The organism is Arthrobacter sp. UYP6, assembly GCF_040547315.1.
Lineage (GTDB): Bacteria > Actinomycetota > Actinomycetes > Actinomycetales > Micrococcaceae > Arthrobacter_B.
Genome location: NZ_JBEPPM010000003.1, coordinates 167,033 through 181,090 on the forward strand (window position 1 = coordinate 167,033; position 14,058 = coordinate 181,090).

13 protein-coding genes are annotated in these 14,058 nt (G+C 64.5%); 6 read left to right on the forward strand and 7 right to left on the reverse strand.

All coding sequences use genetic code 11. The features are described 5' to 3' along the window. The first annotated feature begins 134 nt into the window (after window positions 1-134). Window positions 135-1,220, forward strand: coding sequence for a lysylphosphatidylglycerol synthase transmembrane domain-containing protein (locus ABIB35_RS03825; RefSeq protein ID WP_354179042.1), 1,086 nt, complete (start codon window positions 135-137; stop codon window positions 1,218-1,220). Window positions 1,221-1,312: 92 nt separating this feature from the next. Here ABIB35_RS03825 and ABIB35_RS03830 read toward each other — a convergent pair whose 3' ends face one another. From ABIB35_RS03830 to ABIB35_RS03845, 4 genes are all read right to left on the reverse strand, one after another. After that, complete coding sequence (locus ABIB35_RS03830; RefSeq protein ID WP_354179044.1) at window positions 1,313-2,101, reverse strand: SDR family oxidoreductase; 789 nt, start codon at window positions 2,099-2,101, stop codon at window positions 1,313-1,315. 108 nt (window positions 2,102-2,209) lie between these two features. Continuing rightward, window positions 2,210-2,557 (reverse strand): UBP-type zinc finger domain-containing protein, encoded by a 348-nt coding sequence (locus ABIB35_RS03835; RefSeq protein WP_354179046.1) that lies wholly within the window; start codon window positions 2,555-2,557, stop codon window positions 2,210-2,212. Between the two features lie 92 nt (window positions 2,558-2,649). Further along, window positions 2,650-3,009 carry a hypothetical protein gene (locus ABIB35_RS03840; RefSeq protein WP_354179048.1) on the reverse strand — a complete coding sequence of 120 codons (360 nt, stop codon included), beginning with the start codon at window positions 3,007-3,009 and terminating at the stop codon, window positions 2,650-2,652. 398 nt (window positions 3,010-3,407) lie between these two features. Then, a complete protein-coding gene (locus ABIB35_RS03845) occupies window positions 3,408-4,418 on the reverse strand; it encodes a LacI family DNA-binding transcriptional regulator (protein ID WP_354179218.1) in 1,011 nt (336 codons plus the stop codon). Window positions 4,419-4,557: 139 nt separating this feature from the next. On the opposite strand from ABIB35_RS03845, the gene rhaI reads away from it, so the two are divergent. From rhaI to ABIB35_RS03860, 3 genes are read left to right on the forward strand one after another with little or no spacing between them, the layout of a single operon-like run. Continuing rightward, window positions 4,558-5,724 (forward strand): L-rhamnose isomerase, encoded by a 1,167-nt coding sequence (gene rhaI / locus ABIB35_RS03850; RefSeq protein WP_354179049.1) that lies wholly within the window; start codon window positions 4,558-4,560, stop codon window positions 5,722-5,724. Between the two features lie 5 nt (window positions 5,725-5,729). Beyond that, window positions 5,730-7,766, forward strand: coding sequence for a bifunctional aldolase/short-chain dehydrogenase (locus tag ABIB35_RS03855; protein ID WP_354179050.1), 2,037 nt, complete (start codon window positions 5,730-5,732; stop codon window positions 7,764-7,766). Then, complete coding sequence (locus tag ABIB35_RS03860; protein WP_354179052.1) at window positions 7,763-9,274, forward strand: rhamnulokinase; 1,512 nt, start codon at window positions 7,763-7,765, stop codon at window positions 9,272-9,274. The genes ABIB35_RS03855 and ABIB35_RS03860 overlap by 4 nt, the downstream gene beginning before the upstream one ends. On the opposite strand, the gene ABIB35_RS03865 is transcribed toward ABIB35_RS03860, so the two are convergent. After that, a complete protein-coding gene (locus ABIB35_RS03865; protein WP_354179054.1) occupies window positions 9,199-10,035 on the reverse strand; it encodes an SDR family NAD(P)-dependent oxidoreductase in 837 nt (278 codons plus the stop codon). The genes ABIB35_RS03860 and ABIB35_RS03865 overlap by 76 nt on opposite strands. Window positions 10,036-10,244: 209 nt before the next feature. Here ABIB35_RS03865 and zapE point away from each other — a divergent pair, with 209 nt between their 5' ends. Beyond that, on the forward strand, window positions 10,245-11,318 hold the full coding sequence (gene zapE / locus ABIB35_RS03870) for a cell division protein ZapE (protein ID WP_354179055.1): 1,074 nt from the start codon (window positions 10,245-10,247) through the stop codon (window positions 11,316-11,318). A 42-nt stretch (window positions 11,319-11,360) separates the two neighbouring features. Here the strand turns inward: zapE and ABIB35_RS03875 are convergent, their stop codons facing one another. Further along, on the reverse strand, window positions 11,361-11,945 hold the full coding sequence (locus tag ABIB35_RS03875; RefSeq protein ID WP_354179057.1) for a TetR/AcrR family transcriptional regulator: 585 nt from the start codon (window positions 11,943-11,945) through the stop codon (window positions 11,361-11,363). A 56-nt stretch (window positions 11,946-12,001) separates the two neighbouring features. Here ABIB35_RS03875 and ABIB35_RS03880 point away from each other — a divergent pair, with 56 nt between their 5' ends. Next, window positions 12,002-13,483, forward strand: a complete 1,482-nt coding sequence (locus tag ABIB35_RS03880) for an MFS transporter (RefSeq protein WP_354179059.1) — start codon at window positions 12,002-12,004, stop codon at window positions 13,481-13,483. Between the two features lie 110 nt (window positions 13,484-13,593). On the opposite strand, the gene ABIB35_RS03885 is transcribed toward ABIB35_RS03880, so the two are convergent. Then, complete coding sequence (locus tag ABIB35_RS03885; RefSeq protein WP_354179061.1) at window positions 13,594-13,989, reverse strand: L-rhamnose mutarotase; 396 nt, start codon at window positions 13,987-13,989, stop codon at window positions 13,594-13,596. Window positions 13,990-14,058 lie beyond the last annotated feature (69 nt).

A 14,058-nucleotide genomic window follows, 5' to 3' on the forward strand; every position in this document is an offset into this window, starting at 1 on the left:
TCGTGTCGGCATCATGCCAACATCGTGTCAGAAAGAAGCGTCGAAGGGCAAGTCAGTCCGCGGGGTTGAATATCCCGGTGACCCCGGCCAGCTTCGCTCTGGTGGGCAGGCAGCCCTTCTGCTGTGCTTGTCGCATGACCTCGCACCTGCGCTCGGCCTGGCGGCGGGCCGAGCACTCCCGGCTGCTGCGCTGGGCAGCGGCGCTGCTGGCTGTGGTGCTGGTGGTCGAGTACATTGTGCTGCCGCAGCTGGTGAGCTCCGGCAACATACTTTCGGCCCTGCGCGGCCTGCCGCTGATGCTGGTCCTCGCAGCGGTGCTCCTGGAGGCCTGTTCGCTGGCGAGCTACAGCTGGCTGACCCGCGAGGTGCTGCCCGGGGGCAGCCGGCCGGGGTTCTTTACCCTGTTCCGCATCGACCTTGCCGATCTGGCCGTCAACCACACTGTCCCCGGCGGCGGGGCGACGTCGGCGGCCGCCCGTTTCAGGCTGCTCACGCGCTGCGGAGTGCAGTCCGAGGATGCACTCAGCGCGGCCACCGTCCAGGTGGTTGGAGCCAATCTTGTGCTGGCAGGACTGTTCAGTGCGGGCCTGTTGGCTGTTCACGGCACCACTGCCGGAGGCCGTTACCTCACCGTCGCCGGCGGCGTTGTGCTGGTGCTGCTGGTAATCTCCATCGCTATGCTCGCGGTCCTGGACCGGCACTTGGCCGGGGCTGTCCATGCTGTGCGCGCCATGGCCCGGGCCATAAGGTTTGTTTCTCCGGTAGCTGCGGAGCGGTTTGTCCGGACGATCGCCGGCGAGGTGCAGATGTTTCGCCGGGATCCGCGGAGGTTGGCAGCAGCCGTGGTTCTGGCCGCCCTGCACTATGTTCTGGATGCGGCGTGTCTATGGGTCTTCCTTGCCGCCTACGGGCATGTCCTTCATCCTGCCGAACTGCTGTTGGCATATTCACTCGCAAACCTGGTGGCGCTGGTGCCGCTCACTCCCGGCGGCATGGGCCTGGTGGAGGGAATTCTGGTACCGATGATCGTGGGTTTCGGAGCGCCGGATCATGTGGCCGTCCTCGGCGTGCTGTCCTGGCGGCTGGTGCAGTTTTGGCTGCCGATCCCGGCGGGAGGGCTGGCTTACCTGTCCCTGCGGCTGGGCATCCTGCGGAGGGTGGGCCGCCGAACGGGGACTCCGGACTCAACGCCGGTGGCCGCAGTGACGCGCCGGACATGACAGCGGCTCCGGATATGACAGCGGCTCCGGACCAAATGGTCCGGAGCCGCTGTCAGTGCTCTGCCGACTAAACTAGCCGGCAGCGGTGTTCGTTATGCGCCCCAGATGTCGTCTCCACGCAGCGTGGCGTCGGCGCCGCCGTCGGTGTAGATGGTCTGGCCGGTGGTGTGCGTGTTCTCTTCGCTGGTGAGCCAGGCGAGGAGCTTGGCAATGACGACCGGCTCGGAGTGTCCGTTCAGCGGCATGGGTACCGAGGAGTCCACCATCTCGCGGCCCTCTGGCGTGGACAGCAGTTCCTTGGTCATCGCCGAGAGAACGGTGCCCGGTGCTACGGCGTTCAGCGGGATGCCGGCGCCGGCAAACGTGTCGGTGATGCTTGCCCGGCGAACCCAGCGGCTGAGTGCCCGCTTGGACGACGGGTAGTTAAGATATCCCTCGCGCGGTCCCTTTGCAGCGAGTTCTGCGCCGATTTCCAGGGCGCGTGACTCATTCCCGGCCAGCATCGCGTCAACGAGCTCGGGGGAGTTAGGCTGCAGCGACGCCATGGAGCTCACTACGGCAGCACGCGGTGCATCGCTCTTGGCGAGCGTGGGGGCCAGCAGTTCGAGGAACTCGGTAACACCGAAGAAGTTCACTGCAACCGTAATGGGTGCCGGTGCGGAGATTCCGGCGCAGGCAATGACTGCGTCCACTGTGCCGCCGGCGAGCTCCACTGCCTTCTCAGCAGCGGCACGGCGGCCCTCTGGGGTGCTCAGGTCTGCTTCGACCTCAGCCCCGCGAAGGTCCACTCCCACAACGGTGTTGCCGCGCTCGCGCAGCAGTTCGGCTGTAGCGGCGCCGATTCCCGATCCTGATCCAGTAACTATGTATGTACGTGCCATGGCTCCACATTACGCCCGGAATCGTGCGTGTTTTACACAGTGTGATCCGCGCATCCGACTTGCGCAAAGCACCGATTTACGCTCTTGCCGGCACGTTGTTCGGACCGCTTAGCGTAGTTGTTCCTGCCAGTTGGGAGGAACGCGCCCCGCCGGTCCGGGAACACCCTGGCTGGCGGGATGGCTTTCCGGGGGTGCCAGGTTGGGACCCTCAAAGACCGAACTGCTCCTGTAGTCCCAGAACCAGTCCTCGCCGGGTTCGTAACTGCGGATCACTGGATGCCCTGTTGACTGTTCGTGGCCGGTGGCATGTTGGCCCGGGGAATTGTCACAGCAGCCGATATGGCCGCACTCGGCACACCGGCGCAGGTGGAACCACCAGCTGCCTTCGGCCGTGCACTCCGCGCAGCCCGGGCCCGATGGCGGCACTGAAGTACTGATGCCTGACGGGTCGAACATGTTCAGTCACTCCTCGGCAGAGCCACCCCTGTCCGTCCTACGGTAGCCACGGCGTTGTGCCGGGAACAGAGGCCTGCGGCGGAACGGCATGTTTAGAGGCATCTGGTATCCGCCAGTATCAGTGTGTTGACGGATATTGCCACATATGTATGGTTGTGGTGTTCATACACAATGCGAAGCGCCCGGGAAGTGCCGGTTTCAGAGTCGCCGTTATCAACAGTGACGACGATGTTCGCGGACTGTCCGGCGGCCAGTCCGGTGGACCCCACCCGCATCATGCTCTTCCAGGCAGCTTTGGCATCCGGTTCATCAGGCTCGGTTGTTCCGGTTCCCACGACGTACGATTTGATGCCGTCTATTGGCATGAGGTAGGACGCGACGAGTTCCAGGTTATTTGCATCAATAAGAGATACTTCCCTGATGGTCAGGTCGCTGCCGCTGCTGTTCTCCACCACGCTTCCAAATGCTGCGGTGCCGTGATTTGGCTGTACGGCGCAGACCGTGGCATCACCGGTAGTCAGGGGACCGTTGATGTTCCATGTTGGCCCGGATCCGGCCAGCAAGCTAAGGAGAGCAAGACACGCTGTCCAGCAAAAGGGTTGAGCCCGCACGGCCGGTGCCCGCATGGATGCCGATGTTCGCATCTACTCTCCTTTAAGCCAGATAAGGAAGAGAGAGGAACATTGCTCGTCAGTGAAGAACGTGTCCCCGCAGGTCCTCGAATCCCCCCGCGGGACGCGTAAAGGCAGTACATCACGGATGCATCAAAAAAAGCGTTGGGCGGGACCATCTATTGTGGCGGGGTTCAGGAATCTATGTGCAGGTGAGAGGGAGGCGTGGATGTGGACTGTTAGCTCCGCGTGCTCTGCCGGGCCACCAGCTCGGGGGTAAAGCGCACCTGCCGGGCAGGAGCGTGGGCGTCAGCGAGCTGTTCCTGCAGCAGGGTGACGGCGGTCCGGCCGATCTCTTCAGCGGGCTGGCGGATTGAGGACAGCGGCACCACGGTGGACTGCGCAAAGTCGATGTCGTCGTAGCCGATCAGCGCCACGTCCTCGGGGACCCGCAGCCCGTTGATGAGGAGCAGGGACTGCAGGACGCCGACGGCAAGGAGGTCGTTGGCGCAGAAAATTGCTTCCGGCAGTCTGTCCCGGCTTCGTTCCACCAGTTCCTGGCCCACGGCACGGCCGGCCAGGACGGTCATGTCTGCCGCCTCGAGCACTTCAAGGCTCGCGTCCGGATGCTCGGAGACTGCCTTTAGTGCTCCTTCAAGCCGATCTGCGACCTGCCTGATGCCGGGGGAGCCGCCCACGAAGGCCAGCCGCCGCCGTCCGGTGTCCAGCAGGTGCTCTGCAGCCATGAACCCTCCGGCCGTATCGTCCACCGAAACGGAACTGTGGTCCCCGGGGCCGCCTTCCCGGTCCACCAGGACGGCGGCCACTCCGCGGTCCCGCAGTGCACCGATCCGGGCGCTGATGTCCCCCGCCGGAGAAATCAGCACCCCCTGGACCCGCTGTTCTTCGAAGAGGGTGACGTACCGTGCCTCCCGGTCCGGGTCATTGCCGCTGTTGCCCATGATGATGTCGCTGCCGTGCAGTGTGGCCTCGTTCTCAGCGGCGCGGGCAACGGCGGCAAAAAACGGGTTGGACGAGTCCAGGACAATCATTCCAATGGTGCGGCTCTGGCCGGCACGCAGTTGGCGGGCGGCATCATTGCGGACAAATCCCAGGGTTTCGACGGCGCCCTGCACCCGTTCGCGGGTGGCCGGTGCCACCCGATCCGGGTGGTTAAGGACGTTCGAGACGGTTCCCACGGCCACACCAGCCAGCGCTGCCACCTCTTTAATACTCGCTGCCATCGGGATCCCCATATTTTTCGCCGGTACCTGTCTTGACAGCCTACCGCGGAAACCATAAGTTTGACTCGTATTATGAAACGATTCAAACCCGGCGCTGTGAGCCGGAGAATCGCTTTCCACCTTCTGCCAGCTTGGAGATCAGCCAATGACGTCCCTGTCCGAGATTCTTCCCGACCTTGAAGGTCTGGGAATTGAGGTTCCATCGTGGGCCTACGGAAATTCCGGCACCCGGTTCAAGGTTTTCGCCACCCCCGGAACCCCGCGCACCATCCGGGAGAAGATCGCGGACGCCGCCAAGGTCAACGAGCTGACCGGGCTGGCTCCCGCCGTCGCGCTGCATATCCCCTGGGACAAGGTGGATGACTACGCGGAGCTCGGAACGTACGCCAAGGAGCACAACATTGCCCTGGGCACGGTGAATTCCAATACGTTCCAGGATGATGAGTACAAGTTCGGCAGCCTGACGCACAGCAATCCGGCCGTGCGGCAGAAGGCCATTGACCATATGTATGAGTGCATCGAGGTCATGCACCAGACCGGCTCCCGGGACCTGAAGATCTGGCTTGCCGACGGCACCAACTACCCGGGCCAGGGCAACATGCGCTCCCGCCAGGACTGGCTGGCGGACTCGCTGCGGAAAGTCTATGACCGCCTGGGCGAGGACCAGCGGATGGTCCTGGAGTACAAGTTCTTCGAGCCGGCTTTCTACCACACCGATGTTCCCGACTGGGGCACGTCCTACGCCCACACCCTGGCCCTGGGCGAGAGGGCGCTGGTCTGCTTGGACACCGGCCACCACGCGCCGGGCACCAACATCGAGTTCATCGTGGCGCAGCTGCTGCGCCTGGGCAAGCTGGGCTCCTTTGACTTCAATTCCCGCTTCTACGCGGACGATGACCTGATTGTGGGCTCCGCTGACCCGTTCCAGCTCTTCCGCATCCTGTTTGAAGTAGTGCGCGGCGGCGGCTTCGGCCCCAAGTCCGGCGTCTCCCTGATGCTGGACCAGTGCCACAACCTCGAGGAGAAGATCCCCGGCCAGATCCGCTCCGTGCTCAACGTGCAGGAAATGATGGCCCGCGCCATGCTGGTCGACACCGAGGCGCTGGAATCCGCGCAGACCTCCGGAGATGTCCTGGGTGCGAATGCCGTCTTCATGGATGCCTTCTACACCGATGTCCGTCCGGGCCTGGCACAGTGGCGCGAGTCCCGCGGGCTGCCTGCGGATCCGATGGCGGCCTACGCGGCCAGCGGATACCAGAACAAAATCAACACCGAACGCCAGGGCGGCCAGCAGGCCGGATGGGGAGCCTAAAAGAAATGACCAACGAAACAGTCAGTGCGCTGATCGCGCGCTCGAACCGTCTCGGCGCTGACAAGCGCAATACCAACTATGCCGGCGGCAACACCTCCGCCAAGGGCTTCGATACCGACCCGGTCACCGGCGAAAACGTTGAGCTGCTCTGGGTCAAGGGCTCCGGCGGAGACCTCGGCACCGTCAAGGAAGCCGGGCTGGCCGTCCTGCGGCTGGACCGCATGCGCGCCATGGTGAACACCTACCCCGGCGTGGACCGCGAAGACGAAATGGTGGCTGCTTTTGACTACTGCCTCCACGGCAAGGGCGGAGCGGCACCCTCGATTGACACCGCCATGCATGGCCTGGTGGACGCCGCACACGTGGATCACCTGCATCCGGATTCCGGCATTGCCATTGCCACGGCGGCCACCGGCGAAGCCCTGACGCAGAAGATCTTCGGCTCCAAGGTGCTCTGGGTGCCCTGGCGCCGTCCCGGCTTCCAGCTGGGCCTGGACATTGCCGCCATCAAGAAAGCCAACCCGCAGGCCATCGGCACCATCCTTGGCGGCCACGGCATTACCGCCTGGGGTGCCACGTCCGAAGAGGCCGAAGCCAACTCGCTGTGGATCATCGAAACCGCTGAAGCGTACATCGCCGCCAACGGCCGCAAGGATCCGTTCGGCGCCGTCCTGCCCGGTTACTCTGCGCTGCCCGAAGCCGAGCGCCGCGCCAAAGCCGCCGCCCTGGCGCCGGTTCTTCGTGGACTGGCGTCCACCGACAAGCCGGCCGTGGGGCACTTCACCGATGACGCCGTCGTCCTGGACTTCCTGGAACGCGCCGAACATCCGCGCCTGGGCGCCCTGGGCACCTCCTGCCCGGACCACTTCCTGCGGACCAAGGTCAAGCCGCTGATCCTAGACCTGCCCGCGGGTGCTTCCGTGGAGGACAGCATTGCCCGGCTGAAGGAACTACACGAGCAGTACCGTGCGGATTACCAGGCCTACTATGACCGCCACAGCACCGAAGATTCGCCCGCCCTGCGCGGTGCCGACCCCGCTGTGGTCCTGGTGCCGGGCGTGGGCATGTTCACTTATGGTGCCAACAAGCAGACCGCACGCGTGGCCGGCGAGTTCTACCTCAACGCCATCAACGTGATGCGCGGAGCCGAAGCTATCTCCACCTACGCCCCGATCGAGGAATCCGAAAAATTCCGGATTGAGTACTGGGCGCTGGAGGAAGCCAAGCTGGCGCGCATGCCCAAGCCGAAGTCCCACGCCACCCGTATTGCGCTGGTGACCGGCGCTGCCTCGGGCATCGGCAAGGCCATCGCCACCCGCCTTGCCGCCGAAGGCGCCTGCGTGGTCATCGCCGACCTGAACCTGGAGAACGCCGAAGCCGTGGCCGCCGAACTGGGCGGACCCGACGTCGCCGTCGGCGTGCAGGCGGACGTAACGGACGAAGCCCAGGTGCAGGCGGCAATCGACGCGACCGTCCTGGCCTTCGGCGGACTGGACCTGGTGATCAATAATGCCGGCCTGTCCATCTCCAAGCCGCTGCTGGAAACCAGCGAAAAGGACTGGGACCTGCAGCACAACGTCATGGCCAAGGGTTCGTTTTTTGTCTCCAAAGCTGCGGCCAAGGTACTGATCGACCAGGACATGGGCGGAGACATCATCTACATCTCCTCCAAGAACTCGGTCTTCGCCGGACCGAACAACATTGCTTACTCCGCCACCAAAGCCGACCAGGCGCACCAGGTGCGCCTGCTGGCCGCGGAGCTGGGGGAGTACGGCGTGAAGGTCAACGGCATCAACCCCGACGGCGTGGTCCGCGGCTCCGGCATCTTTGCCGGCGGCTGGGGCGCCAAGCGTGCCGCTGTTTACGGCGTTCCGGAAGAGGAACTGGGCAAGTTCTACGCCCAGCGCACCCTGCTCAAGCGCGAGGTTCTGCCGGAGAACGTGGCGAACGCGGTGGCAGTGCTGACCGGCGAGGACCTGTCCCACACCACGGGCCTGCACATTCCGGTTGACGCCGGCGTGGCGGCGGCTTTCCTGCGATGAGCGCGAACACGCCGGACACGCAGGCTGCGGCCGGCGTGTTTGCCGCCGTCGACATTGGCGCCTCATCCGGCCGGGTTATCCTCGGCCGGACGGGGCCCGGCGGGCTGGCTCTGGAGACGGTGCACCGCTTTCCCAACGGTGTCCGGGAAATCGACGGCGCGCTGCGCTGGGATGTGCGCGGTATTTTTGAGGAAGTTCTCACCGGCCTGTCGCTGGCTGCGGCCCGCGCCGCGGAATCCTCCGACCGGATCCTCAGTATTGGCATTGATACCTGGGCGGTGGACTATGCCCTGATTGACGCTGACGGCGGAATGGCGGCGCTGCCTCACAGTTACCGTGACAGCCGCACCGCCGACGTCGTGCCGCGGGTGCACGAAAAGCTGGACGAGGCGCAGATGTACGCCACCACCGGACTGCAGCACCTTCCCTTTAATACGGTCTACCAGCTGGCCTGCGAACCGGACCTCCTGGGCCGGCAGGCTCTGCTGATTCCGGATTTGCTGGCCTTTTGGCTGACCGGGGAACGGCGCACCGAGGAAACCAACGCCTCCACCACCGGACTCTTTGATGCGGTGGGAGGGGAGTGGGCCACGGAGTTCCTCTCCGTACTGGGGCTGCCGGAGAACCTGTTTCCGGATTTGGTGGCGCCCGGGGAGAGGATCGGAGGGTTGCTGGCAGCGGCGGCCAAGCGCACCGGACTGCCCGCCGGAACGCCGGTGGTGGCCGTCGGATCACACGACACCGCCTCGGCGGTGGCCGCTGTTCCGGCACTGGAACCTAACTTCGCCTACATTTCCTCGGGAACCTGGTCACTTGCCGGGATTGAGCTGGCGCATCCGGTGCTCAGCGGGGCCAGCCGAAGCGCCAACTTCACGAACGAACGCGGCGTTGATTCCACCATTCGCTACCTGCGTAACGTGGGGGGCCTGTGGCTGCTGAGCGAATCCATGCGCACGTGGGAAGCGAACGGCCAAAACCCGGACCTGCCGGACCTGCTGGCGGCCGCAGCGCTGCTGCCCGCCGGCGGGCCTGAGATTGATGTGGACTCAAACGTCTTCATTGCGCCGGGGGAGATGCCGGCCCGGATCCGCGCCGCCGTCCAAGCCGGCGGCGGGACCTTACCGGAGGACCCGGCTGCCGTCACCCGCTGCATCGTGGATTCGCTGGCGGCGGCCTACGCCCGGACGCTGTCCTCCGCCGCAAAGCTGTCCGACCAGCGGATCGACGTTGTGCACATAGTGGGCGGCGGATCCCAGAACGCCCTGCTCTGCCAGCTAACCGCGGATGCCACCGGCCTGCCGGTGGTGGCCGGGCCGGTGGAAGCAACGGCGCTGGGCAATGTTCTGGTCCAGGCGCGGGCTGCGGGAACGGTGTCCGGCACCCTTGCCGACCTCCGGGCACTGGTGGCACGGAGCTCCTCCACTGTGACCTATCAGCCGGCCGCGGGCGCCAGCCCCACCATGCGGGCACTTTCGTCCCAGAGCCGGGCGGACAGCGCGGCGTCATAGGCGTCCTTATTGGCCGTGGAAATGCGGGCCTTGTAGTAGTACTTCCCTGACTGCCAATCCTCGCCCGGGACCGAGGTAGCCAGCCACACCAGCGTCTGAGCACCCTGGTCCGGCGAGATCAGGAACCGGTTCAGCGCGGTCCGGTACATCACGCGCATGGCACTGGTGGATCCTGCGGCGAAGGACGACGCCACGGCGCCCGGATGAAAGGCCGCCGCTGAAATGCCCTGCCCGCGGTATCTGGCGTCCAGTTCGCGGGTGAAGAGGATGTTTGCCAGCTTGGCATTGCCGTAGGCGCGGTTCGGGCTGTACTTGCGGCGGGCTTCCAGATCGTCGACGTCGAAGTGCGCGAACAGGCTGTTGGCCACACTGGAGGTGTTGATGACGCTCGCGCCGGACTCCGTCAGCCTGTCCAGCAGCAGGTTGGTGAGCAGGAACGGTGCGAGATGGTTGACCTGCAGCGTCTTCTCGTGGCCGTCGACGGTCTCTTCGCGCTTGCCCATGATGCCCCCGGCGTTGTTCGCCAGGACATCGATCCGCGGATACCGCTCGATCAGCATCGACGCCAAGGCACGGACGTCGTCGAGCCGGGCGAAATCCGCCAGCAGGTAATCGGTGTCCAGCTCCCGGGCAACCGCCGCGGTCTTTTCCGGCGACCGGCCGACGACGACGACACGGTTACCGAGGCTGCGCAGGCTTCGGGCCGCGGCGGCACCGATGCCGTCGCTGGCTCCGGTGATGACAATGGTTCGCTCTGACACGGAGGGCCTTTCGGGCGGATGCGGGACTGGCACGGGGGACAAACCCCGACTCCCAGTATTGCCCGGCATGCGCGATTGGCCAACGAACAGGATGCTGCGGATGCAAAAGCGGAGAACTGCGGCTGCTGAAGCACACGGCAGGCGTTTCAGCGCCGCCGTCCGCTGCAGCCCTGGAAATCGGCCGCTCCAGCAGGCGGCATAATCAAGGGGTGGCGCGGAGAACAGACATAAGGGATCAGCTTGGAGCAGCTATCGATGAATCTGCTGCACTGGCTGGATTCGCTTTGGACAGTGCGCAGACGGTTGTCCGGGACCGGCTTTTGACTCTCGGCGCTGAGCTGTTTGCACCCCGAATAAGACGTTCCAAGACGCAGGGCGTTAATGTCCGGGGCCTCTACGTCTGGGGCGACGCGGGCCGCGGCAAATCCTGGTTGCTTGACGCCTATTTCCGGGCTCTTCCCACCGAGGCGAAACTCCGTGTTCACTTCCATGGATTCCTGGACCAGCTTCACCGCCGGATCCACGAGCTCAGGGGAGAGCCAAACGCCGTCGAAAGTGCCGTCCGGGAGCTTACCGCCGGATTGAAGCTTCTCTACTTCGATGAGTTCCATGTGCACGATCCGGCCGACGCCACCCTGCTCACTAAACTCCTGCGGGCACTTTTCGACGCCGGCATCGTCCTGCTGGCCAGTTCCAACTACGCGCCCCGGTCCCTGCTGCCGGATCCGCTCTGGCATCACATGTTCGAACCGGGCATTGACCTGATTCTGGACAACATGGATGTCCTGAGACTCGAGGGGACGGAAGACTACCGGGGCCGGCCGCGGAAATCCGTTTCGGGATTCCGGTCCGGACACTGGATTAGCCTGAAGCCGGACCTCCAGCCGGACCTCCGGCCGGGCCTTGCCGGTCTTGAACTGCCGGAAGCCTCGGAAGCTTTGGAACTTACGGTCGGCAGCAGGCAGTTTCCGGTTACTGCCCGGCGCGGAGACGAACTGTGGATCACCTTCGACCAGCTGTGCGGGGCCCCAACCTCAACCATCGAGTACCTAAAATGGGCACGGGAGTTCGACTCCTGGGTGGTTTTGGATCTTCCGTCCTTCGCCGACACTGATGCACAGGCTCAACAGCGGCTGATCAACGTTGTTGATGTCCTCTGCGATGCCGATGTCCGCACAACCATCACCTCGCTGCTGTCGATCGACGAATTTCGCGTGACCGTGGACAGGCGGCCGGATGGCTTCCGGATGATGAGCCGCCTGCAGCTGCTGCAAAGGCCCTGACCGCGGATGCGGTCGCCAATGAGAGGGCTCAGCCGGCTGCCTTTATCCGGCGTGCGGTTCCGGTTTCAAAATCCTGCAGGCAGCCGCAACGGCTGCGTCGCGCCGGCGCTGGGAGCCGGAAGCCTCCTCCGGCTCGCCGGTGAACAATGGCTGGGGTGACTGTGCCCAGGCCGTCGCGAGCGACAGGAGCAGGATGACCAGGTCATCCGGATCCCACCCCGGGTCGATAATCCCCTGCTCCTGGGCACCGACGATGTCCTCAATGGCCGGTCCGGGACGGTCGCAGGGGGTTTGGGGAGCCAGCCCGGGTTCATTTTCCAACCGTGCCCAGTCAAGCATGCGCAGGTGGTCGGGGTTCTGCGTCGCGTGATCAAACATGGCGCTGACAAAGCCGGGCAGGTCGTGGGCGTCACGGGGGATCCGCTCCGTCGTCTCCTGCATGTTTACCGCCAGGACCGCGGTAAACAGCGCCCGCTTGTCACCGAAATAGGCATAGAGGCGCTCCTTGCTCGCCCGGGCCTCAGCGGCAATCCGGTCCACGCGGGCACCGGCCAGTCCGTAGCGGGCAAACTCTGTTCGGGCCGCCGCAAGGATTCGTGCCCGGGTAGCTTCGCCGTCGGTTCTCATACCTGTAGTCTATCTAAGCCAACCAACTAGTTCGTTTGAATGAGGATCTTCCCAACATGGACCGCACCACCCCCGCCGGACTGCCTCCGGCCCTAGACCATTCGGCGCATCCGCGCCGCTGGCTCCTCCTGTCCGTCCTCGCCCTGGCCCAGCTGATGGTGGTTCTGGACGGGACCATCGTCAACATTGCCCTGCCGGATGCCCAGCTTGACCTTGGCATGTCCGACGGCGACCGCACCTGGGTGGTCACTATCTATGCGCTGGCCTTTGGGTCCCTGCTGCTCCTCGGCGGCCGCATCGCCGATTACTGGGGCCGTAAGCGCACCTTCTTGGTGGGCATGCTCGGCTTTGCCGCTGCCTCCGCACTGGGCGGCTTTGCCGCCAACACCGAAATGCTCCTGGCCGCCCGCGGACTGCAGGGTGCTTTCGCTGCACTTCTGGCCCCGGCCTCACTGGCAATCCTGACCATTACCTTCCCCTCGGGCAGGGACCGCATCAAGGCCTTCGCCGTCTACGGTGCAATTGGCGGCGGCGGTGCAGCCATCGGTCTGCTGCTTGGCGGTGTCCTCACGCAGTACGCGTCCTGGAACTGGTGCCTGCTCGTGAACGTGCCCATCGCCGTCGTCGCCATGGCCGCCGGCCTGCCGCTGATCCGCGAGAGCAAGGCCCACGGCAACACGCGCTACGACCTTCCCGGCGCCATCCTGGTGGTGGCCGGACTTGCCTCGCTGGTGTACGGATTTGCCGAAGCTGAAAACGGCTGGGCCCGGGCCGAGACTGTTGGCTTCCTGGCCGCCGGCGTCGTGATCCTCGCTGCGTTTGTCTTCGTGGAAGCCAAGGTGTCCAACCCGCTGCTTCCCCTGCGCGTACTGGCTAACCGGGTCCGCGGCGGTGCTTTCCTGATTTCCGCCCTGACCGGCGCAGCTCTGTTGGGCGGAATCCTGTTTTTGGTCTTCTACTTCCAAATTGTCCTGGGCTACTCGCCACTAAAGTCCGGCCTGGCGTCGTTGCCGATGACTCTTGCCATTACGGCCGGGGCCGGCGTGCTGTCCAAGTTCCTGCCCCGCACAGGCGTCCGTCTGCCGATGACAGTGGGACCCGTGGTTGGCGCCGTCGGCCTGTTCTGGCTCTCCTTTATCACCGTGGAGGGCAACTACGCGCTGGAGGTCCTGCCCGGCCTGATCCTTCTGGGCTTTGGCCTGGCCATGATTTTTGTGCCGCTGCAGAACGTGGCGCTGGCCGGCATTGATGAGCACGACGCCGGTGTGGCCAGCGCCGCTGTCTCCGCGACGCAGCAGATTGGCGGCTCCATTGGAACCGCTTTGTTCACCGCGATCTACACGGCGGCCATGACCACGTACCTCAGCAGCAATGAGGCTCTGCCCGGAGTCCAGGCCGGCGCTTTGGTCAGCGGATACTCCACGGCGTTCATGTGGGCCGGTGCTGCGATTCTTCTGGCCGCTCCGATCGGCTTCTTCATGATTCGTCCCGCCAGGGAGGACCTGCTGAAGGTTCCTGCCGTGGCGCACGTCGGCTAACTGCCGTAAAGGCACTGCCGGTTCACTGTCGGCTGCGTGGATCTGCTCCGCTTTTTGGGGGCAGGTCCACGCTGTGGTTTAACGGCTGGGGAATCTGGAGCTGGAACGGGTCAGTCGAGATGGAAAACCTCGGGGAGGGCAACCATGGCTTCATCCGGCCGCCGTCCGTCCAGGGGGGCAAAGAGGTTCCCCATCTGTGCCTGCCATTTCGCGTTGATGTCGCGGTGGTCCATGGCGGCTTGGGCGGCGGCGAAGTCCTCGGTTTCCAAGTAGCCGATCAGCAGCCCGTCCGGCTTCAGGAACAGGCTGTAGTTGTGCCAGCCCGTTTCACGCAGCGCCTCCTGCATTTCCGGCCACACGTTGGCGTGGCGTTCGCGGTACTCTTCCAGGCACTCCGGACGAACCTGAAGAGTGAAGCAGACGCGCTGCATAATTGCCTCCAAATCATGACGGACGCCGTTTTCTGCTTCCGCCGCAGGTGTTGTAATCTGTGTCGAGTCTAACATTGAATCGTTTTTATGAAACGTTCCAAGGACGTCGGTGCGGGCAGAAAAGCGTCCGGCTGACCACAAGAT

What these genes read in the sequence shown, in the direction of transcription:
- ABIB35_RS03880 (WP_354179059.1), top strand. Translation starts at nt 12,002, where the DNA reads ATGGACCGCACCACCCCCGCCGGACTGCCTCCGGCCCTAGACCATTCG.
- ABIB35_RS03835 (WP_354179046.1), bottom strand. Translation starts at nt 2,557, where the DNA reads ATGTTCGACCCGTCAGGCATCAGTACTTCAGTGCCGCCATCGGGCCCG.
- ABIB35_RS03885 (WP_354179061.1), bottom strand. Translation starts at nt 13,989, where the DNA reads ATGTTAGACTCGACACAGATTACAACACCTGCGGCGGAAGCAGAAAAC.
- ABIB35_RS03875 (WP_354179057.1), bottom strand. Translation starts at nt 11,945, where the DNA reads ATGAGAACCGACGGCGAAGCTACCCGGGCACGAATCCTTGCGGCGGCC.
- ABIB35_RS03860 (WP_354179052.1), top strand. Translation starts at nt 7,763, where the DNA reads ATGAGCGCGAACACGCCGGACACGCAGGCTGCGGCCGGCGTGTTTGCC.
- ABIB35_RS03855 (WP_354179050.1), top strand. Translation starts at nt 5,730, where the DNA reads ATGACCAACGAAACAGTCAGTGCGCTGATCGCGCGCTCGAACCGTCTC.
- ABIB35_RS03830 (WP_354179044.1), bottom strand. Translation starts at nt 2,101, where the DNA reads ATGGCACGTACATACATAGTTACTGGATCAGGATCGGGAATCGGCGCC.
- ABIB35_RS03825 (WP_354179042.1), top strand. Translation starts at nt 135, where the DNA reads ATGACCTCGCACCTGCGCTCGGCCTGGCGGCGGGCCGAGCACTCCCGG.
- rhaI (WP_354179049.1), top strand. Translation starts at nt 4,558, where the DNA reads ATGACGTCCCTGTCCGAGATTCTTCCCGACCTTGAAGGTCTGGGAATT.